At 57.3% G+C, this 14856-nt stretch carries 13 protein-coding genes; 8 read left to right on the top strand and 5 right to left on the bottom strand.

The features are described from left to right. Positions 1-247: 247 nt before the first annotated feature. Both PMYSY11_RS14815 and PMYSY11_RS14810 read left to right on the top strand, forming a co-directional pair. On the top strand, positions 248-1153 hold the full coding sequence (locus tag PMYSY11_RS14815; RefSeq protein ID WP_150547282.1) for a DMT family transporter: 906 nt from the start codon (positions 248-250) through the stop codon (positions 1151-1153). Positions 1154-1163: 10 nt separating this feature from the next. Further along, positions 1164-2252, top strand: a complete 1089-nt coding sequence (locus PMYSY11_RS14810) for a PLP-dependent cysteine synthase family protein (RefSeq protein WP_150547281.1) — start codon at positions 1164-1166, stop codon at positions 2250-2252. A gap of 120 nt (positions 2253-2372) precedes the next feature. On the opposite strand, the gene PMYSY11_RS14805 is transcribed toward PMYSY11_RS14810, so the two are convergent. Both PMYSY11_RS14805 and rimO read right to left on the bottom strand, forming a co-directional pair. After that, the gene (locus PMYSY11_RS14805; RefSeq protein ID WP_150547280.1) at positions 2373-2597 is read right to left on the bottom strand and encodes a hypothetical protein; all 225 of its coding nucleotides are present in this window, start codon (positions 2595-2597) and stop codon (positions 2373-2375) included. Positions 2598-3581: 984 nt separating this feature from the next. Then, a complete protein-coding gene (gene rimO, locus PMYSY11_RS14800) occupies positions 3582-4901 on the bottom strand; it encodes a 30S ribosomal protein S12 methylthiotransferase RimO (RefSeq protein ID WP_150547279.1) in 1320 nt (439 codons plus the stop codon). A 284-nt stretch (positions 4902-5185) separates the two neighbouring features. Here rimO and PMYSY11_RS14795 point away from each other — a divergent pair, with 284 nt between their 5' ends. Genes PMYSY11_RS14795 through PMYSY11_RS14785 form a run of 3 tightly spaced genes read left to right on the top strand, consistent with a single transcriptional unit; the run spans position 5186 to position 8543 of the window. Continuing rightward, entirely contained in the window at positions 5186-6646 is a 1461-nt protein-coding gene (locus PMYSY11_RS14795) for a Na+/H+ antiporter NhaC family protein (protein ID WP_239655491.1), read from the top strand. Between the two features lie 10 nt (positions 6647-6656). Continuing rightward, entirely contained in the window at positions 6657-7766 is a 1110-nt protein-coding gene (locus PMYSY11_RS14790; protein WP_150547278.1) for a class II histone deacetylase, read from the top strand. A gap of 12 nt (positions 7767-7778) precedes the next feature. Then, complete coding sequence (locus PMYSY11_RS14785; RefSeq protein ID WP_069899267.1) at positions 7779-8543, top strand: response regulator transcription factor; 765 nt, start codon at positions 7779-7781, stop codon at positions 8541-8543. On the opposite strand, the gene PMYSY11_RS14780 is transcribed toward PMYSY11_RS14785, so the two are convergent. Beyond that, the gene (locus PMYSY11_RS14780) at positions 8538-9092 is read right to left on the bottom strand and encodes a cytochrome b (protein WP_069899265.1); all 555 of its coding nucleotides are present in this window, start codon (positions 9090-9092) and stop codon (positions 8538-8540) included. The two genes, PMYSY11_RS14785 and PMYSY11_RS14780, sit on opposite strands and share 6 nt — an antisense overlap. Positions 9093-9288: 196 nt before the next feature. Here PMYSY11_RS14780 and PMYSY11_RS14775 point away from each other — a divergent pair, with 196 nt between their 5' ends. Both PMYSY11_RS14775 and PMYSY11_RS14770 read left to right on the top strand, forming a co-directional pair. Then, positions 9289-10479 (top strand): NnrS family protein, encoded by a 1191-nt coding sequence (locus tag PMYSY11_RS14775; protein WP_150547277.1) that lies wholly within the window; start codon positions 9289-9291, stop codon positions 10477-10479. A 9-nt stretch (positions 10480-10488) separates the two neighbouring features. Next, complete coding sequence (locus tag PMYSY11_RS14770) at positions 10489-10926, top strand: CopD family copper resistance protein (protein ID WP_069899261.1); 438 nt, start codon at positions 10489-10491, stop codon at positions 10924-10926. Between the two features lie 6 nt (positions 10927-10932). Here PMYSY11_RS14770 and narL read toward each other — a convergent pair whose 3' ends face one another. Together narL and PMYSY11_RS14760 are read right to left on the bottom strand one after the other, a co-directional pair. Then, positions 10933-11568: a two-component system response regulator NarL gene (gene narL / locus PMYSY11_RS14765; RefSeq protein ID WP_150547276.1), complete on the bottom strand. Its 636-nt coding sequence runs from the start codon at positions 11566-11568 to the stop codon at positions 10933-10935. After that, positions 11565-13364 (bottom strand): HAMP domain-containing protein, encoded by a 1800-nt coding sequence (locus PMYSY11_RS14760; protein WP_150547275.1) that lies wholly within the window; start codon positions 13362-13364, stop codon positions 11565-11567. Before PMYSY11_RS14760 ends, narL begins: the two co-directional genes overlap by 4 nt. A gap of 226 nt (positions 13365-13590) precedes the next feature. Here PMYSY11_RS14760 and PMYSY11_RS14755 point away from each other — a divergent pair, with 226 nt between their 5' ends. Beyond that, positions 13591-14853 carry an MFS transporter gene (locus PMYSY11_RS14755; RefSeq protein ID WP_150547274.1) on the top strand — a complete coding sequence of 421 codons (1263 nt, stop codon included), beginning with the start codon at positions 13591-13593 and terminating at the stop codon, positions 14851-14853. Positions 14854-14856: the final 3 nt, after the last annotated feature.

The following is a 14856-nucleotide window of genomic DNA, read 5'->3' as shown; positions in this document are numbered from 1 at the left end:
TGCCTCATTGTGTGTTTGTCGCTGGAGGTTGGAATCCGCATCGCGGCTTCCGACATGGCGGTCTGACTGATTCACTCGACGGCATCGGCGCCTCCGCAATCGCCCGACGGATTGCGTTGCTGCGCCGCTATCCATCCTCCGGTCTTTTATTCTTGTGCATCGCTCTTGCGCACAGTTCCTGTGCGTGACTGTACCTGTGCAGCCTCCATTCGCTCTATTACACTGGCGTATTTTGCTGGGGTCAGACATGGGTGCGCAGGGTAGAGGGGTGGCAGTATTCTGCCTGTTGGTCGCGATGGCCTTGTGGGGCAGCTCGTTTATCGCCCTCAAGTTGGCCTTTGCCGAGCTTCCGACAATGTGGGTCATCTTTGCGCGGATGCTGCTCGGTAGTTTGATCTTTCTGCTCGCCTGGCGCTGGCGTGGGCGCATCGAATACCGTCAGGGCGACTGGAAATACCTGCTAGGTCTGGCTGCCTGCGAACCCTGCTTGTACTTCATTTTCGAGGCACTGGCGCTGCAGAACACCAGCGCGTCGCAAGCCGGCATGATCACCGCCTTGTTGCCTTTGCTGGTTGCCGTAGGCGCCTACGCCTTTCTGCGTGAGCGCATTACGCGAACAACGCTGGCTGGCTTCATTGTTGCGGTAGTGGGTGCCGTGTGGCTGAGCTTGGCGGGCAGTGCTGATGAGCATGCCAGCAATCCGCTGCTGGGAAACTTCTACGAATTTCTGGCGATGGTCTGCGCAATGGGTTACACCTTGCTGCTCAAGCACCTTAGCGGCCGTTATTCGGCATTCATCCTTACGGCCATGCAAGCCTTTATCGGCGCGCTGTTTTTCCTGCCGCTGGCGGTGGCGCAGGCTCCTTTTCCCGAGCAAGTATCCGCCCAGGGCATCGGTGCGCTGTTGTATCTGGGGATTATTGTCACCGTTGGCGCCTATGGCCTCTACAACTTTGGGGTGAGCCGGTTGCCTGCGAGTCAGGCGTCCGGGTTCATCAATCTGATTCCGGTATTCACCCTCATATTTGCCATGCTGCTCCTTGGCGAGAGCCTTAACGTGACGCAAACGTGTGCTGCCGTGCTGGTATTCGCGGGTGTTGCGCTGAGCCAGTGGCGTAGCACACCGCCGGTTCCCGCTGGCGTTCTGGACTGAGGAACTAAAGATGGATTGCAGAGAGTGGGCCCGCGAGGCCATCCGTATTATCGAAGCGGATTTTCAGCGCAGCGCCGATACCCATTTGATTCCTCTGGCGATGGCGGGGCTGCCCGGAATCGAACTGTACTTCAAGGACGAGTCCAGCCATCCCACTGGCAGCCTTAAGCATCGTCTGGCCCGCTCGCTGTTTCTGTATGCACTGTGTAACGGCTGGCTCAAGCCGGATGCGCCGGTGATTGAGGCGTCGAGTGGCTCAACCGCGGTATCGGAAGCGTACTTCGCACGGCTCTTGGGCTTGCCGTTTATTGCGGTCATGCCAGCCAGCACGTCCAAAGCCAAGATCGATCAGATCAGCTTCTATGGCGGCCAATGCCATCTGGTCGATGACCCGATGCAGATCTACAGTGAGTCCGAGCGACTGGCCCGTGAAACCGGTGGCCATTTCATGGATCAGTTCACCTACGCCGAGCGCGCGACGGACTGGCGGGCCAACAACAACATCGCCGAGTCGATATTCCAACAGCTACGGTTTGAGCGCCATCCCGAGCCGACGTGGCTGGTTTCCAGCCCCGGCACTGGCGGTACGCTGGCAACGCTGGGCCGGTATGTACGCTACCGACAGCACTGCACCCGGGTATTTTGTGCCGACGCCGAGCGCTCGGTGTTCTTTGATGCGTATCGCACCGCAGACAGCAGCCTGACGCTGGATTGTGGTTCGCGAATTGAAGGCATTGGCCGCCCGCGCGTTGAGGCCTCGTTTTTACCCTCGGTGATCGATGCGATGGGTAAAGTGCCAGATGCCTGGTCGCTGGCGGCCATGCATTATCTGGCGCAGCGCCTTGGGCGTCGGGTGGGTGGTTCGAGCGGAACCAATTTGATCGGCTCGTTGATCGTCGCCGAACGGATGGTTGCCAGCGGTCAGTCGGGTTCGATCGTGGCCATTTTATGTGACGGCGGCGAGCGTTATGCCAGCACGTATTACGACGACGCGTGGCTTAAAGCTCAGGGGTTTGAGTTGGAGCCGTTGATTGATCAGATAGCTGCCTGCGCAGAACGCGGTGAGCCGTTGCCAGCGTTTGCGACAGTTGGGTTGTGATTTTATATTTTGCCGGAGGTTGGAATCCGCATCGCGGCTTCCGACATGGCGATTCGATGGGTTCACTCGGCGGCATCGGTGCCTGTGAAATTGCTCGACGGATTGCGTTGCTGCGCGCCGCTATCCATCCTCCGCTTGTTTGGCCTTTGGTTGCTTCTCGGTTTTTTGAACGCTGGCGCTAAGCTGGGATTGTTGGTGTTCTTTGATCAACTTTTCGCCCTTACGGCGAGTGACTTTCTCTTTGTTTGCGCAAAGAGAAGAGTAACCAAAGAGAAAGCGCACCCGGCATGCGGGTTTTGCTGCGAAAAACTTCCCTCGCTCCGGTGCTGTTCCGTTGGTCGCCATCAAGGGACGTCCCTGTCCCTTGATGGCTCATTTGGCGTCCATGCCAAATGCCCAACTCCACACCACCTCCACTCAGCCTCCTGACGGGCCAGATGACCGAGTTGCGTGGGCGGAATGTGCTGTGCAGGGGTTGAAGCAAAGCTTCATCTGCTCACTTGCATGTCTGCAGTTCATTTACGCGATAGTCCAGACACCGCCAACGCCCCTTGCCAGCAGGCCAAATGTAATCGTTGTGGAGTGGGTTGAGCAGCATGGATGCTGCGAGAGTCGCGCTGGGCCAAGGACGGCCCATCGCGGCGTGCCCACGGAGCAACGATGGAATGCGGGAAGCCGAGCGCAGCGAGGCCCAATGGAGGGGCATAGAATTTTGGGTTACTTTTGCTTCGCTTGGCAAAAGTGACTCGCCGTAAAGGCGAAAAGGTGACCGGAGAACACCCAAAAATCAGGCTTAGCGTCAGCGTTAGACAACCGATTCAACGCAAGACCCGACCGAATGGAGGATGGATAGCGGCGCGAAGCAACGCAATCCGTCAGGCGATTACGAAGGCGCCGATGCAGCCGAGTGAATCAGTTAGACCGCCATGTCGGAAGCCGCGATGCGGATTCCAACCTCCGGCAGCCCTCCATTCGAAAATTCGGCGCACATCTCGAACCAACGGAGGATGGATAGCGGCGCGCAGCAACGCAATCCGTCGTGCGATCGCACAGGCGCCGACGCTGCCGAGTGAATCAAACAGACCGCCACGTCGGAAGCCGCGGTGCGGATTCCAACCTCCGGCAGCCGACCATTCGAAAATTCAGCGCATATCTCGAACCAACGGAGGATGGATAGCGGCGCGAAGCAACGCAATCCGTCGAACAATTACGCAGGCGCCGATGCCGCCGAGTGAACCCGTTAGACCGTCATGTCGCAAGCCACGATGCGGATTCCAACCCCCGGCATAAGATCAGGCCATCGCTGATTAACTATGGCCTGCAATCAGCTCAGACCAGCTCGCCCCACATGTCGTATTCGTCGGCGTCGACGATGACTACGCGGACTTTGTCGCCGGGCTTCACGTCTGTGGTGTTGAGGAATACGCTGCCGTCGATTTCCGGGGCATCGGCGTAGCAGCGAGCTACGGCGCCCTGATCATCAACCTCGTCGATCAACACTTCCATTTCCTTGCCAACTTTCAGCTGCAGGCGCGCCGCGCTGATCGCTTGCTGATGCGCCATGAAGCGGTCCCAGCGATCCTGCATGACGTCGGCAGGTACGTGGTTGTCGAGCAGGTTGGCGGAAGCGCCTTCAACCGGCGAGTACTGGAAGCAGCCGACGCGATCCAGCTGAGCTTCGGTCAGCCAGTCGAGCAGGTACTGGAAGTCCTCTTCGGTTTCGCCCGGGAAGCCGACGATGAAGGTCGAACGAATAGTCAGCTCAGGGCAGATTTCACGCCATTTCTTGATGCGCGCCAGCGTCTTGTCTTCAAACGCCGGACGCTTCATGGCTTTGAGCACTTTCGGGCTGGCGTGCTGGAACGGGATATCCAGGTACGGCAGGATCTTACCGGCGGCCATCAGCGGAATCAGCTCGTCCACGTGCGGGTACGGGTACACGTAATGCAGGCGCACCCAGACGCCCATGCTCGACAGCGCTTCGCACATCTCGGTCATGCGGGTTTTCACCGGCTGGCCGTTCCAGAAGTCGGTCTTGTACTTAACGTCAACGCCGTAGGCGCTGGTGTCTTGCGAGATTACCAGCAGCTCTTTAACGCCAGCTTTAACCAGGCGCTCGGCCTCGCTCAGCACTTCACCCACCGGGCGGCTGACCAGCCTGCCGCGCATGGATGGAATGATGCAGAAGCTGCACGTGTGGTTACAGCCTTCGGATATTTTCAGGTAGGCGTAATGGCGCGGCGTCAGCTTGATGCCCTGTGGCGGCACCAGGTCGATTAACGGATTGTGATCCTGGCGCGGTGGTACGACTTCATGCACGGCATTAACGACTTGCTCGTACTGCTGCGGGCCTGTGACAGACAGCACGCTTGGGTGCACGTCACGGATCGAGCCTTCTTCGACGCCCATGCAGCCGGTGACGATTACTTTGCCGTTTTCGGCGATGGCTTCGCCGATCACTTCAAGCGACTCGGCCTTGGCGCTGTCGATGAAGCCGCAGGTGTTTACCACCACGACGTCGGCGTCTTCGTAAGTCGGCACGACTTCGTAACCTTCCATGCGCAACTGGGTCAGGATACGTTCGGAGTCCACCAGTGCCTTTGGGCAACCCAGTGAAACGAATCCGACTTTAGGAGCGGTGGTGGACATGCGGCGAACCTCTGGCTACGAGCGGCGGACACAGAGAGCGTCCGTTGATCAAAAAGTGCGCAATTTTAGCGGCGAAGCGCGCGTAAGAGAAGGGCTATGTGTCGAGTTTTTTGCTGATGCAAGCGCTTCAGGGCGGGTATTCAGGCGTTAAATTGCCTGTTGCTCGCTTAACTGACACATTTTTGCGGTATTGCGCATAACCCCCTGGGGTTATTGGTCTTGCTGGCAAATCGCCCTAGTCTCGCTAAAACCTCCAAATAACCATAAATCAGAGGTCATCCCTCATGGCAGGATTGGCAGACAGTGGCGTACAAACGCCAGAACTTCCCTCACGCGGATATCTCGGCTGGGCGTTGCTCATCGTTACCGTACTTATAACGCTGTGGCTTGGCCCGCTCGACAAAGGTGAGGCGGCGCATGCCGGCTGGCTGAGCTTGCTGCCAACCTTTATGGTGCTGGTGCTGGCGTTGACCATGCGCCGCACGCTAGAGGCGTTGGTTGGTGGCTGCCTGTTCGGGTATCTGATGCTCGGCGGCACGGACTTTATGGTGCAGTTCGCGGACACTGGCCTCAAGGTCATGGGTAATCCGACCATTGGCTGGATCATTCTGGTCTGCGGCTTTCTCGGCAGCCTGATCGCGCTGCTGGGTTTGTCGGGCGCCACGCAAGCGTTCAGCAATTGGCTGGGTGATCGCGTCAAAGGTCGTCGCATGACCTTGCTCAGTGCCTGGGGCCTGGGTTTGGTGATCTTCATTGACGACTACCTCAACGCCTTGGCCGTAAGCGCCTCGATGCGCAAGCTGTGCGACCGCTTCAAAATCTCCCGGCCCATGCTGGCTTATGTGGTCGACTCAACTGCCGCGCCGATGTGTGTGTTGGTGCCGCTCTCAACCTGGGCGATCTACAGTGCCGGTCTGCTTGAAGGCAACGGTGTTGCGGAAAAAGGGCAGGGGCTGGCCTTGTACATGGAGGCGGTGCCTTACATGTTCTACGCCTGGATTGCCTTGTTGATGGTGCCTTTGGTTGCCATCGGCCTGATCCCGGCGTTGGGTCCGATGCGTACCGCCGAGCGCCTGACCGCCGAAGGCAAAGCGGTTATTGAAGATTCCGATCTTGATATTCCCGCCTCACAGGCCACGCCGCTTCTGATCAACTTCTTCCTGCCTCTGGCCTCGTTGATTGGCTTCACCCTGTTTTTCGATGTCGATGCGCTCAAGGGCACGGTATGCGCATTGCTGCTGACTATTCTGCTTTACGCAGCGCAGCGCCTTGCCACCCATGAGCAGCTGTTCGACGCGGTGCAAAAGGGTTTTCAGAGCATGTTGATGCCGCTCGGCATCGTGGTGTCTTCGTTCGTGTTGCAGGACATCAATGAGCAACTGGGCCTGACAGACTTCGTTATTCAGGGGCTGGAGCCGCTGATGACGGGTAACTGGCTGCCCGCCGTAGCGTTCCTGACCCTGAGCCTGATCACGTTCACCACCGGCTCGTTCTGGGGCACGTTCGCTGTTGCGTTCCCGATCATTCTGCCGCTGGCCGGTGCGCTGGATGCCAGCATGCCGTTGACCATTGGCGCGATCGTATCGGCAGGCGCCTTTGGCAGCCACGCCTGTTTCTATGGCGATGCTACGGTGCTGTCGGCCAAGGGCAGTGGCTGTACCGCGCTGCAGCATGCACTGACACAACTGCCTTATGTGCTGATTGCCGCCGGGCTTAGCACTGTTCTATTTATCGTGATGGCTTAAGGAGCGGCTTATGCGACGCACAGCGTTTTTCAGCAAGGAAATCTGTTTCTGGCACGATCCGGGTCCTTGCGGTCCGTTCGACAAACCGGGTGGTTTTATCCAGCCATTGGCAGCAGCCGAGCATCCTGAAACCAAGCGGCGGATTCGCAACCTGCTCGAAGTCAGCGGTTTGCTTGAGCAGTTGCAGCAACCGCGCAGCACTCCGGCGCGGATTGAAGATCTGGCGCGCTTTCACACTCAGCGCTATCTCGACTGGCTGCAAGCCGAGAGCAAGAAGAACTTCGGCGATGCCGGCGATTGCGCGCCGTTCCGTCAGGATGCCTTTGAGATTGCCAGCCACTCTGCTGGGCTGGCGATTGATGCCATGCGCCATGTCTTGAAAGGCGAGGCGGATAACGCCTACGCCCTGACACGTCCGCCAAGCCATCACGCCGAACGTGATCGTGGCCGTGGTTTCTGCTTGCTCGGCAATATTCCGGTGGCAATCGAAACCGTGCGTGCTGAAGGTCTGGTCAAGCGGGTAGCCGTTGTCGATTGGGATGTGCATCACGGCAACGGCACCGAGCAGGCGTTTTACGACAACGCCGAGGTGCTGACGATTTCCCTGCATCACGAGCACAACTATCCGGTGGACAGTGGTGATGCCTGTGATCGCGGCGAGGGTGATGGCTTTGGCTATAACCTGAATATTCCATTGCCGCCTGGCTGTGGTGGTGGTGCATACCGCGCCGCATTCGAGAAGCTGGTGTTGCCGGCGCTGGAGCGTTTCCAGCCGGACATGATCGTGGTGGCGTGTGGCTTCGATGCAGCTGCATTCGATCCGCTGGGCACCATGTTGCTGACCAGCCTTGAATACGCGTGGATGACCGGTCAGTTGATCGAGGCTGCCGAGCGTCTATGCGCAGGCCGGCTGGTCATGACTCACGAAGGTGGTTATTCGGAAGGCTATGTACCGTTTTGCGCGCAGGCGGTTTTGGAGACGTTGTCCGGAATCAAAACAGCAGTCGTCGACCCGGCCGCCGAAGACGTCAGTCGCTGGGGTGGGCAAAATGTGCAACCGCATCAGCTGGCATTGATTGAATCCTTGCAAGGTCATCTGGACGATATCTCGGCTGGCTGACATGCTTAGCAGATGACTAATTCATCTGACCTAAGCCCATTCACGCCTCTGGTTGCCGCCGTGCGCCAGGGGCGTGTCTTTGAGGTGCTGCCAAGCGTGATGGCAGAGGCTTTTGCCAATTGCAGCTTTGCGCTGTTCCTGTTCCGCCCCGATCGGGCACCCATCTGCCTGGTGGATAATCTGGGTGAAGAGAACCGCAAGGCGGTCATCGACCCTTATATCGACGGCATGTACTTGCTGGACCCGCTCTATCACCACGCCATTCGCTTTCCGCAAGACGGTCTGGTTACGCTGGATCAGTTGATGCCGGAAGGCTTTCGCCATTCCGATTACTACCGCCACTATTACGCGAGCATCGCCCTGCAAGACGAGCTGATGCTGTGCTACAGCATGGAATCGGTGGTGCTGGTGTTATCACTGGGCTTTTACGGTTGTCGCAGCCCGCGTGGCCTGAAACAGCAGCTAAGCCATGTGCAACCGTTGCTCGGCGCATTCATCAAGGAGGCAGCGGGCAATCTGGTGTTGGCCGATGTATCGGAAAGTGTGCCTGAGTTGCTAGGGGAGCTGGAGGGGCAGGAGGCGTTGAGCCCCCGTGAGCAGCAGGTGGCGCAACTGATCTTGCGCGGCTTTGCCGGGAAGGCGATTGCGCGGCAGCTGAATATCAGCCCGGAGACGGTGAAGATTCACCGGCGGCATCTGTACCGCAAACTCGGCGTGGCTTCCCAGGCCGAGTTGTTCGGGCGCTTTCTTAAAAGTCGCGGCTTTGCACCTTTATGAGCTTTTGCGTTCTGGCAGCATGCGCGTCAGGGTGTTGTCGCGGCTGACATAGTGGTGGAACAGGCCGGCGAGCGCGTGCAGGCCAATCAGCCAGTAGCCGGTGGTGCCGGCCAACTCGTGCCAGTATTTGATCTCTTTGGCGAGGTCCGGATTTTTACCCACCAATGGCGGCAGTTCCATGCCGAAAAACGGGATGGGTTTGCCTGCTGCGCTCAAGATCAACCAGCCCGCAAACGGCGCGCCGAGCATCAGTGCATACAATGCCAGATGCATAAGCTTTGCCGGTATGGCTTGCCACTGTGGAATCGCCGGTTGAATTTTTGGTGTTGGCGCAATAATTCGCGCCAGAATACGCAGCCAGACCAAGGCAAACACTGAAAGCCCAAGCATGAAATGCCACTCTTTGAGCAGGTCACGCGTCTCGCTGCCTTTGGGGAAATTACCCTTCAGCTCAATGCACGCATACACCGCCGCAATCAGTACCAGCATTAGCCAGTGCAAACTTATCGAGAGGCTTCCGTAGCGATTTTCAGTGTTTTTCCAGGTCATGATCTCGACTCAAACAGGTTAGTGAAGTTCTTATGATAATGGCTCAAGCTTAAGGATTGCTGAAATGGCCATCCACTCAAATAGTAATTGGTTTTACTTGAGCGGCTATGATCCATATCACGACTCGGCTTGCGCGCCTGTCGCACAGTAGACGATAACTAAAAGGGTGCGACGCTTCTAAGGAGCAAGAACAATCATGCAGATTCTGGATAAGCGTAAAGCACTGGCAATTGCGCCGCTACTGCGCCTGGCGTTTCGTGGTTTCTTCCTGCTGGGCAGTGTGTTTGCGGTCATTGCGGTGCCGCTGTGGATCGCTGCATTCAAAGGCACTTTTTTGCATTGGCAGCCCGTGGGGGGCTGGCTTGCGTGGCATCAACACGAAATGCTGTTTGGTTTTACCAGTGCCATCATCGCCGGTTTTCTGCTCACGGCCGTGCAAACATGGACCGGCCAGCCGAGCCTGAGTGGCAAGCCGCTTTTATTGCTGATCATGGTCTGGCTGCTGGCGCGATTAAGCTGGTTTCTAGCGATGCCAGCTCCGCTGTTGTTGGTGCTGAACCTGCTGTTTTTGCTACTGGTCACGGTGAATATGGCTCGCCTGTTATGGGCGGTCCGGCAGGTGCGCAATTATCCGATAGTGCTGATTCTTTCATTACTCATGCTGGCTGAAGCGCTCAACCTCAGCGGTGTAATCCTGCAGAGTCCGGAGTTGCAGCGCCGTGGCGTACTGGCGGCTGCCTGGTTGGTGGCTGCATTGATTACCCTGATCGGCGGGCGGGTCATACCGTTCTTCACCCAAAAGGGCCTCGGCCGGAAAGAGCCATTGTCGCCCTGGCCCTGGCTGGATTGGTTTTTGCTGATTGGCATGCTGCTGATTGCGCTACTTGAAGCTGGCGGAGTTGGCCTGCAGGCGCACGGCTGGATTGGCCAATTGTTCTTGCTGTTGGCGCTGGCGCATTTAATCCGGCTGGTGCGTTGGTTCGATGCGGGCGTGTTCAAGGTCGCTTTGCTGTGGTCTCTGCATCTCGCTTATGGCTGGCTGATTGTGGCCTGCGCGGGAATGGCCCTGTGGCATTTCAACGTATTGTCCAGCCCAAGCCCTGCGTTGCATGCATTGACGGTCGGCTGCATCGGCGGCTTGATTCTGGCCATGTTGTCGCGTGTTTCGCTGGGCCATACCGGACGCCCGTTGGTGCTGCCGAAGTGCTTCTGGCTGGCATTTGTATGCCTCAACCTTGGCGCTGTTGCGCGAGTGTTTGGGGTCGGAGGTTGGTACATGCCGGCGCTTGGTGTTGGCGCACTGTTTTGGTCGCTGGCCTTTGCTCAGTATGTCTGGTGTTACGGCCCGATGTTGTGCAAAGGGCGCGCTGACGGCCATCCGGGCTAAGGAGTCGCCGTGAGTTATTTACTGATCAAGATTATTCATTTGTGCGCTGCCGCTTTTTTTATTGGCGGGGTGTTTTTTGAGGTGATGATTCTTAGCCGCGCCAGCAGTCAATTACCGGCTGAGGCGCGTGCGCAGTTGAGCACGGCGCTGGGCGCCCGGGCGCGAAAGGTGATGCATTGGGTGGTGTTGGCTTTGTACGGCGCAGGGCTTGCACTGGCGTGGAATTATCGGGCGGTGTTGGCCCATCCGTTCGCCAGCAGCTTCAGCTTTTTACTGAGCCTGAAAATACTCTTCGCCCTGAGTATTCTGGGCCACTTTATCGTGGTGGTGTGGCTGATGCGCACCGGACGAAGCACCCCAAAACGCTCGCGGATCATTCACCTGAGCGTACTCACGCAAATGATCTGCATTGTGGTCTTGGCCAAGAGCATGATGTTCGCCTGGTAAGGCCGTTTATTTGAGGTGCTCCAGGGCCCAGACAGCCGCCTCAACCCGCGAGCGCAGGCCAAGCTTATGCAACAGGTTCTTTACATGAACCTTCACCGTGCCCTCGGTAATCCCCAGCTTGTTGCCGAGCATTTTATTGCTTAGTCCTTTGGCGATCATGCGCAGAACTTGCTGCTCGCGATCCGTCAGGCTTGGCGTGGCGTCAGCATTGGCAGGGCGCAGCGCGCTGGCCAGTGTCTGCGTCAGGGCAGGGCTAATGACCAGATGGCCTTTGAGAGCCTCACGCAGTTGTTCGATCAATTGCTCGGGCTCCATGTCCTTGAGCAAGAAACCGTCGGCCTCATAACGCATCGCATCGCTGACATCCTCCTGTGCGTCGGACACAGTAAACATCAGCACTTTTGCCTGGCACTGATCAAGGCGCAACTGCTTCAGCGTTTCGATGCCGTTGAGATTAGGCATGTTGTTATCAAGCAAAATAAGGTCAGGTTTGAGCTGCTCGGCGAGCGCTAACGCCTCAAGACCATCGCTGGCTTCGCCGATAACGCTGAGGTCATCTTCCAGCTCGATAAGTTGGCGCAAACCGCGGCGCATCATCGGGTGGTCATCGACCAGTAACAGGGTAAAAGGCTTCTGGCTCATGTGCGGCTCGTGTCGGCTAGGTCACTGAAAAACATCGCTTTGAACTCCATCTCGATTCGTGTGCCAGTGGGTTGCCTGCGGCTGATCTGCAAGGTTCCACCGATGCTGCGGGCGCGCTCACGCATGATGCTGATGCCATGATGCTGGCGTGTATCAAAATCGTGGTTGATGCTGCAACCATCGTCCTCGATCAGCAGCCTGACAGACTCGCCCAACTGACTGATAGTCACCCATGCATGGTCGGCAGCTGCATGGCGTGCGCAGTTTGAAAGCGCTTCGCGAACGATCTGCAGCAGGTGAATCTGCTCACTGGCGCAGAGGCTGAAACTCAGGTTCTGTTGATCGAGAATCACCTGCATGCTGCCGCGCTGGGCAAACTCATCGACAGTTTGCTGCAAGGCATCCTGCAATCCACCCTGGATTTGCAAGCGGAAGGTGGTGAGCAGTTCGCGCAGCTGCCGGTAGGCACTATTGAGGCCATCGCGTAGCTCATCGTTGACCTCAGCCAATTGCTCGGTCGACTCTCCACGGCGAATCAGCGTACTCATTCGACTGACCTGTAGCTTCATATAAGAAAGCGCCTGCGCCAGCGAATCATGCAGCTCCCGGGCAATGGTGGTGCGCTCAGCCAGCAGCAGTAAACGGTTCTCTTGCTCGCGCTGTTGCTCAAGCGACAGCGACGTGCCGATGAGGTTAGCCAAAGCGCCGATCAACTCACTTTCCCAATCGCGTAACGGGTGTCCGTCGCTGAATATTGCGCGCAATTCGCCCAGGCTGTTGCCTTGCGAGGTGATGGCAAAGGTTTTGACGGAAGGGTGTTGATGGCGCTCGCAATTGGCGCAGCTGTTGTCTAGGCAGATTTCGCGCTGACGATCACCGTGCAGCACGATGAGTTGCGAACGTCCCGCGCCGGAGCTGCCATTCAGGCACAGAGTCAGGTGCAGGTGTGGCAGGCGTTGCTGAAAACCATTCACCAGATTGTCGAGTTGCTCGGCGCTGGCGGGCGAGCTGGCAATGCTGCGGCTGCTTTGATAGAGCATTTGCAGTGCGGAGTTGCTCTGCTCAAGGTCTCGGGTTTTCTCGCTGATGCGGCTTTCAAGGGTTAAGTGGGATTGTTTGATCGCTTCGGCCATGGCGTTGAAACTTCGCGCCATCTGGCCCAACTCATCGTCTGAACGATAGGCAATGCGGGCGTCCAAGTCGCCCGCACTGAAACGCCTGGCCGTGTCTACAAGTTGCTTGAGCGGATGAATCACCAGGCTTTGCAGTTGGTACAAACCGACCATCAAGATTAATACGGTAATGATCAGCGCTGTGCCCTGAATCCCTTGCTGCCAGTTTTGCCGGTTTTCACTTTGCTGCTGCAGTTGCGATACAAACTGTTCAAGCGCTTCAACGAATACCCGGGATTCTTGCACGAATGTTGCGCCGTCGCCTTGTTGCACCGCCGGCAGCATGACGCTTTGCCATTGCCTGTGAATCGCCTGATATGCCGTGCTGATAGCTGAGTGCTGCTGCCCGCCAACCACGCGCAGCAGCTCTGGGCTTTCAAGGCGCTGCTGCATATCGGCAGCCAGTTCACTTAACGCGCTATCGGGCGCCTGTGCCTCGATTTGCCAGTTGAGGCGATACGTGGCCATGCGCAGGGAACCTGCAACGTTAATCGCCGCTGCGTCGTTTTCACTGTTATTGGCAATCACCACCGCACTCAAGGCGCTGCACAGCGCAAGCGCCGAAATAATCACCACAGCCAGGCCCGCTTTGGCTGGTAAAGAGCTTCTGAACCAAGGGGCCATGAGGTCTACCTCTTAATAGTCGGTGGCGGGGGAAACAGCCCGCAAGTGCTGTTGTGTTTATTTAACCTTATGAATTAGCTCATATTTTTAAATTATTTGGACTACCTCTTTAGAAGTACATGCCAATACCGTGGCCTTTTTCAGAAGATGGCCTATTGATATGGATCATCAGTGTAGCCACTGCGTTATTTAGTCTGCAGGCATTGTCACTTATGCAGATAAGCCGATGCCAAGCTTCAAGACCCAGCAAAACCTAGTTCTCGGCATGAGCACCTTCGCGTTCACCATGTGTTTCATGGTGTGGATGATGTTCGCGGTGTTGGGTGTGCCCGTCAAAGAAATGCTCCACCTGAGCGAAACCCAGTTCGGTTTGCTGGCTTCGACCCCCGTACTGACCGGCTCCTTGTCGCGTTTACCCCTTGGTTTACTGGCTGATCGTTTTGGCGGTCGGGTGGTGTTCTTTGTGCTGATGCTGGTGTGTGTTTTACCCATTTATATGGTCGGTCACGCCACTGAGTATTGGCAGTTTTTGCTCTTGGGTTTGTTTGTGGGCCTCGCTGGCGGTTCGTTTTCCGTGGGAATTGCCTATGTCGCCAAATGGTTCGAACCGTCCCGACAAGGTTTCGCTATGGGTATTTTCGGCGCCGGTAACGCGGGCGCAGCCCTGACCAAGTTTCTAGCCCCGGCGATCATTGCCGCTGCCAGCTGGCAAATGGTGCCGAAGGTCTATTCCGCCATCATGTTCATCACCGCCTTGCTGTTCTGGTTTCTCAGCTATGACAACAAGGCCCATCACGCGCCAGCCAGCGTGCCGCTACGCGAGCAGCTGCGCACTCTGAAAGACCCGCGTGTGTGGCGCTACTGCCAGTATTACTCAATTGTTTTCGGCGGCTATGTGGCGCTGGCCTTATGGATGACCGAGTTTTATGTCAACGAATACGGCTTCAGCCTGCAACGGGCGGCCTTGTTCGCGGCTTGTTTCTCGCTGCCGGGCGGAATCCTGCGCGCAGTTGGCGGCTGGATGTCGGATAAGTGGGGCGCGCACAGCGTTACCTGGTGGGTGTTGTGGGTCAGTTGGGTGTGCCTGTTTGTGCTCTCGTACCCGCCAACCGACCTCACCGTTGCGACCGTCGATGGCACTGTCAGTTTTCACATCGGCCTCAGCGCGTGGCTGTTCACGCTGCTGATGTTTGTCCTTGGTATTGCCTTCGCATTCGGCAAGGCGTCGGTCTTCAAATACATCGCCAACGACTACCCCACTGAGATGGGCGCTGTCAGCGGAATCGTCGGTTTAGCCGGCGGTCTGGGCGGTTTCATTTTGCCAATCATGTTTGGCGCGCTGGTTGATCTCACCGGCGTGCGCTCCTCGTGTTTCATGCTCATGTACGGCGTGGTCTGGGTCTCGTTGATCTGGATGTATCTGAGCGAAGTGCGCCGGGCACCTGTCATGGGGCGCGATCAAAGCGACGCAGCCAATCAACGGATTTGATAG

Origin of the sequence: Pseudomonas marincola, assembly GCF_900682675.2 — a bacterium.
In the GTDB taxonomy this organism is placed as follows: domain Bacteria; phylum Pseudomonadota; class Gammaproteobacteria; order Pseudomonadales; family Pseudomonadaceae; genus Aquipseudomonas; species Aquipseudomonas marincola.
The sequence above is the reverse complement of the archived record's forward strand: the minus strand, read 5'-3'. Positions and strand labels throughout refer to the sequence as shown.

Excerpts from the sequence above, each read along its gene's own strand:
- PMYSY11_RS14805 (WP_150547280.1), bottom strand. The coding sequence starts at position 2,597 with ATGGCGACCAACGGAACAGCACCGGAGCGAGGGAAGTTTTTCGCAGCA.
- PMYSY11_RS14815 (WP_150547282.1), top strand. The coding sequence starts at position 248 with ATGGGTGCGCAGGGTAGAGGGGTGGCAGTATTCTGCCTGTTGGTCGCG.
- rimO (WP_150547279.1), bottom strand. The coding sequence starts at position 4,901 with ATGTCCACCACCGCTCCTAAAGTCGGATTCGTTTCACTGGGTTGCCCA.
- PMYSY11_RS14760 (WP_150547275.1), bottom strand. The coding sequence starts at position 13,364 with ATGGCCCCTTGGTTCAGAAGCTCTTTACCAGCCAAAGCGGGCCTGGCT.
- PMYSY11_RS14775 (WP_150547277.1), top strand. The coding sequence starts at position 9,289 with ATGCAGATTCTGGATAAGCGTAAAGCACTGGCAATTGCGCCGCTACTG.
- PMYSY11_RS14755 (WP_150547274.1), top strand. The coding sequence starts at position 13,591 with ATGCCAAGCTTCAAGACCCAGCAAAACCTAGTTCTCGGCATGAGCACC.
- PMYSY11_RS14790 (WP_150547278.1), top strand. The coding sequence starts at position 6,657 with ATGCGACGCACAGCGTTTTTCAGCAAGGAAATCTGTTTCTGGCACGAT.
- narL (WP_150547276.1), bottom strand. The coding sequence starts at position 11,568 with ATGAGCCAGAAGCCTTTTACCCTGTTACTGGTCGATGACCACCCGATG.
- PMYSY11_RS14785 (WP_069899267.1), top strand. The coding sequence starts at position 7,779 with ATGACTAATTCATCTGACCTAAGCCCATTCACGCCTCTGGTTGCCGCC.
- PMYSY11_RS14780 (WP_069899265.1), bottom strand. The coding sequence starts at position 9,092 with ATGACCTGGAAAAACACTGAAAATCGCTACGGAAGCCTCTCGATAAGT.
- PMYSY11_RS14795 (WP_239655491.1), top strand. The coding sequence starts at position 5,186 with ATGGCAGGATTGGCAGACAGTGGCGTACAAACGCCAGAACTTCCCTCA.
- PMYSY11_RS14810 (WP_150547281.1), top strand. The coding sequence starts at position 1,164 with ATGGATTGCAGAGAGTGGGCCCGCGAGGCCATCCGTATTATCGAAGCG.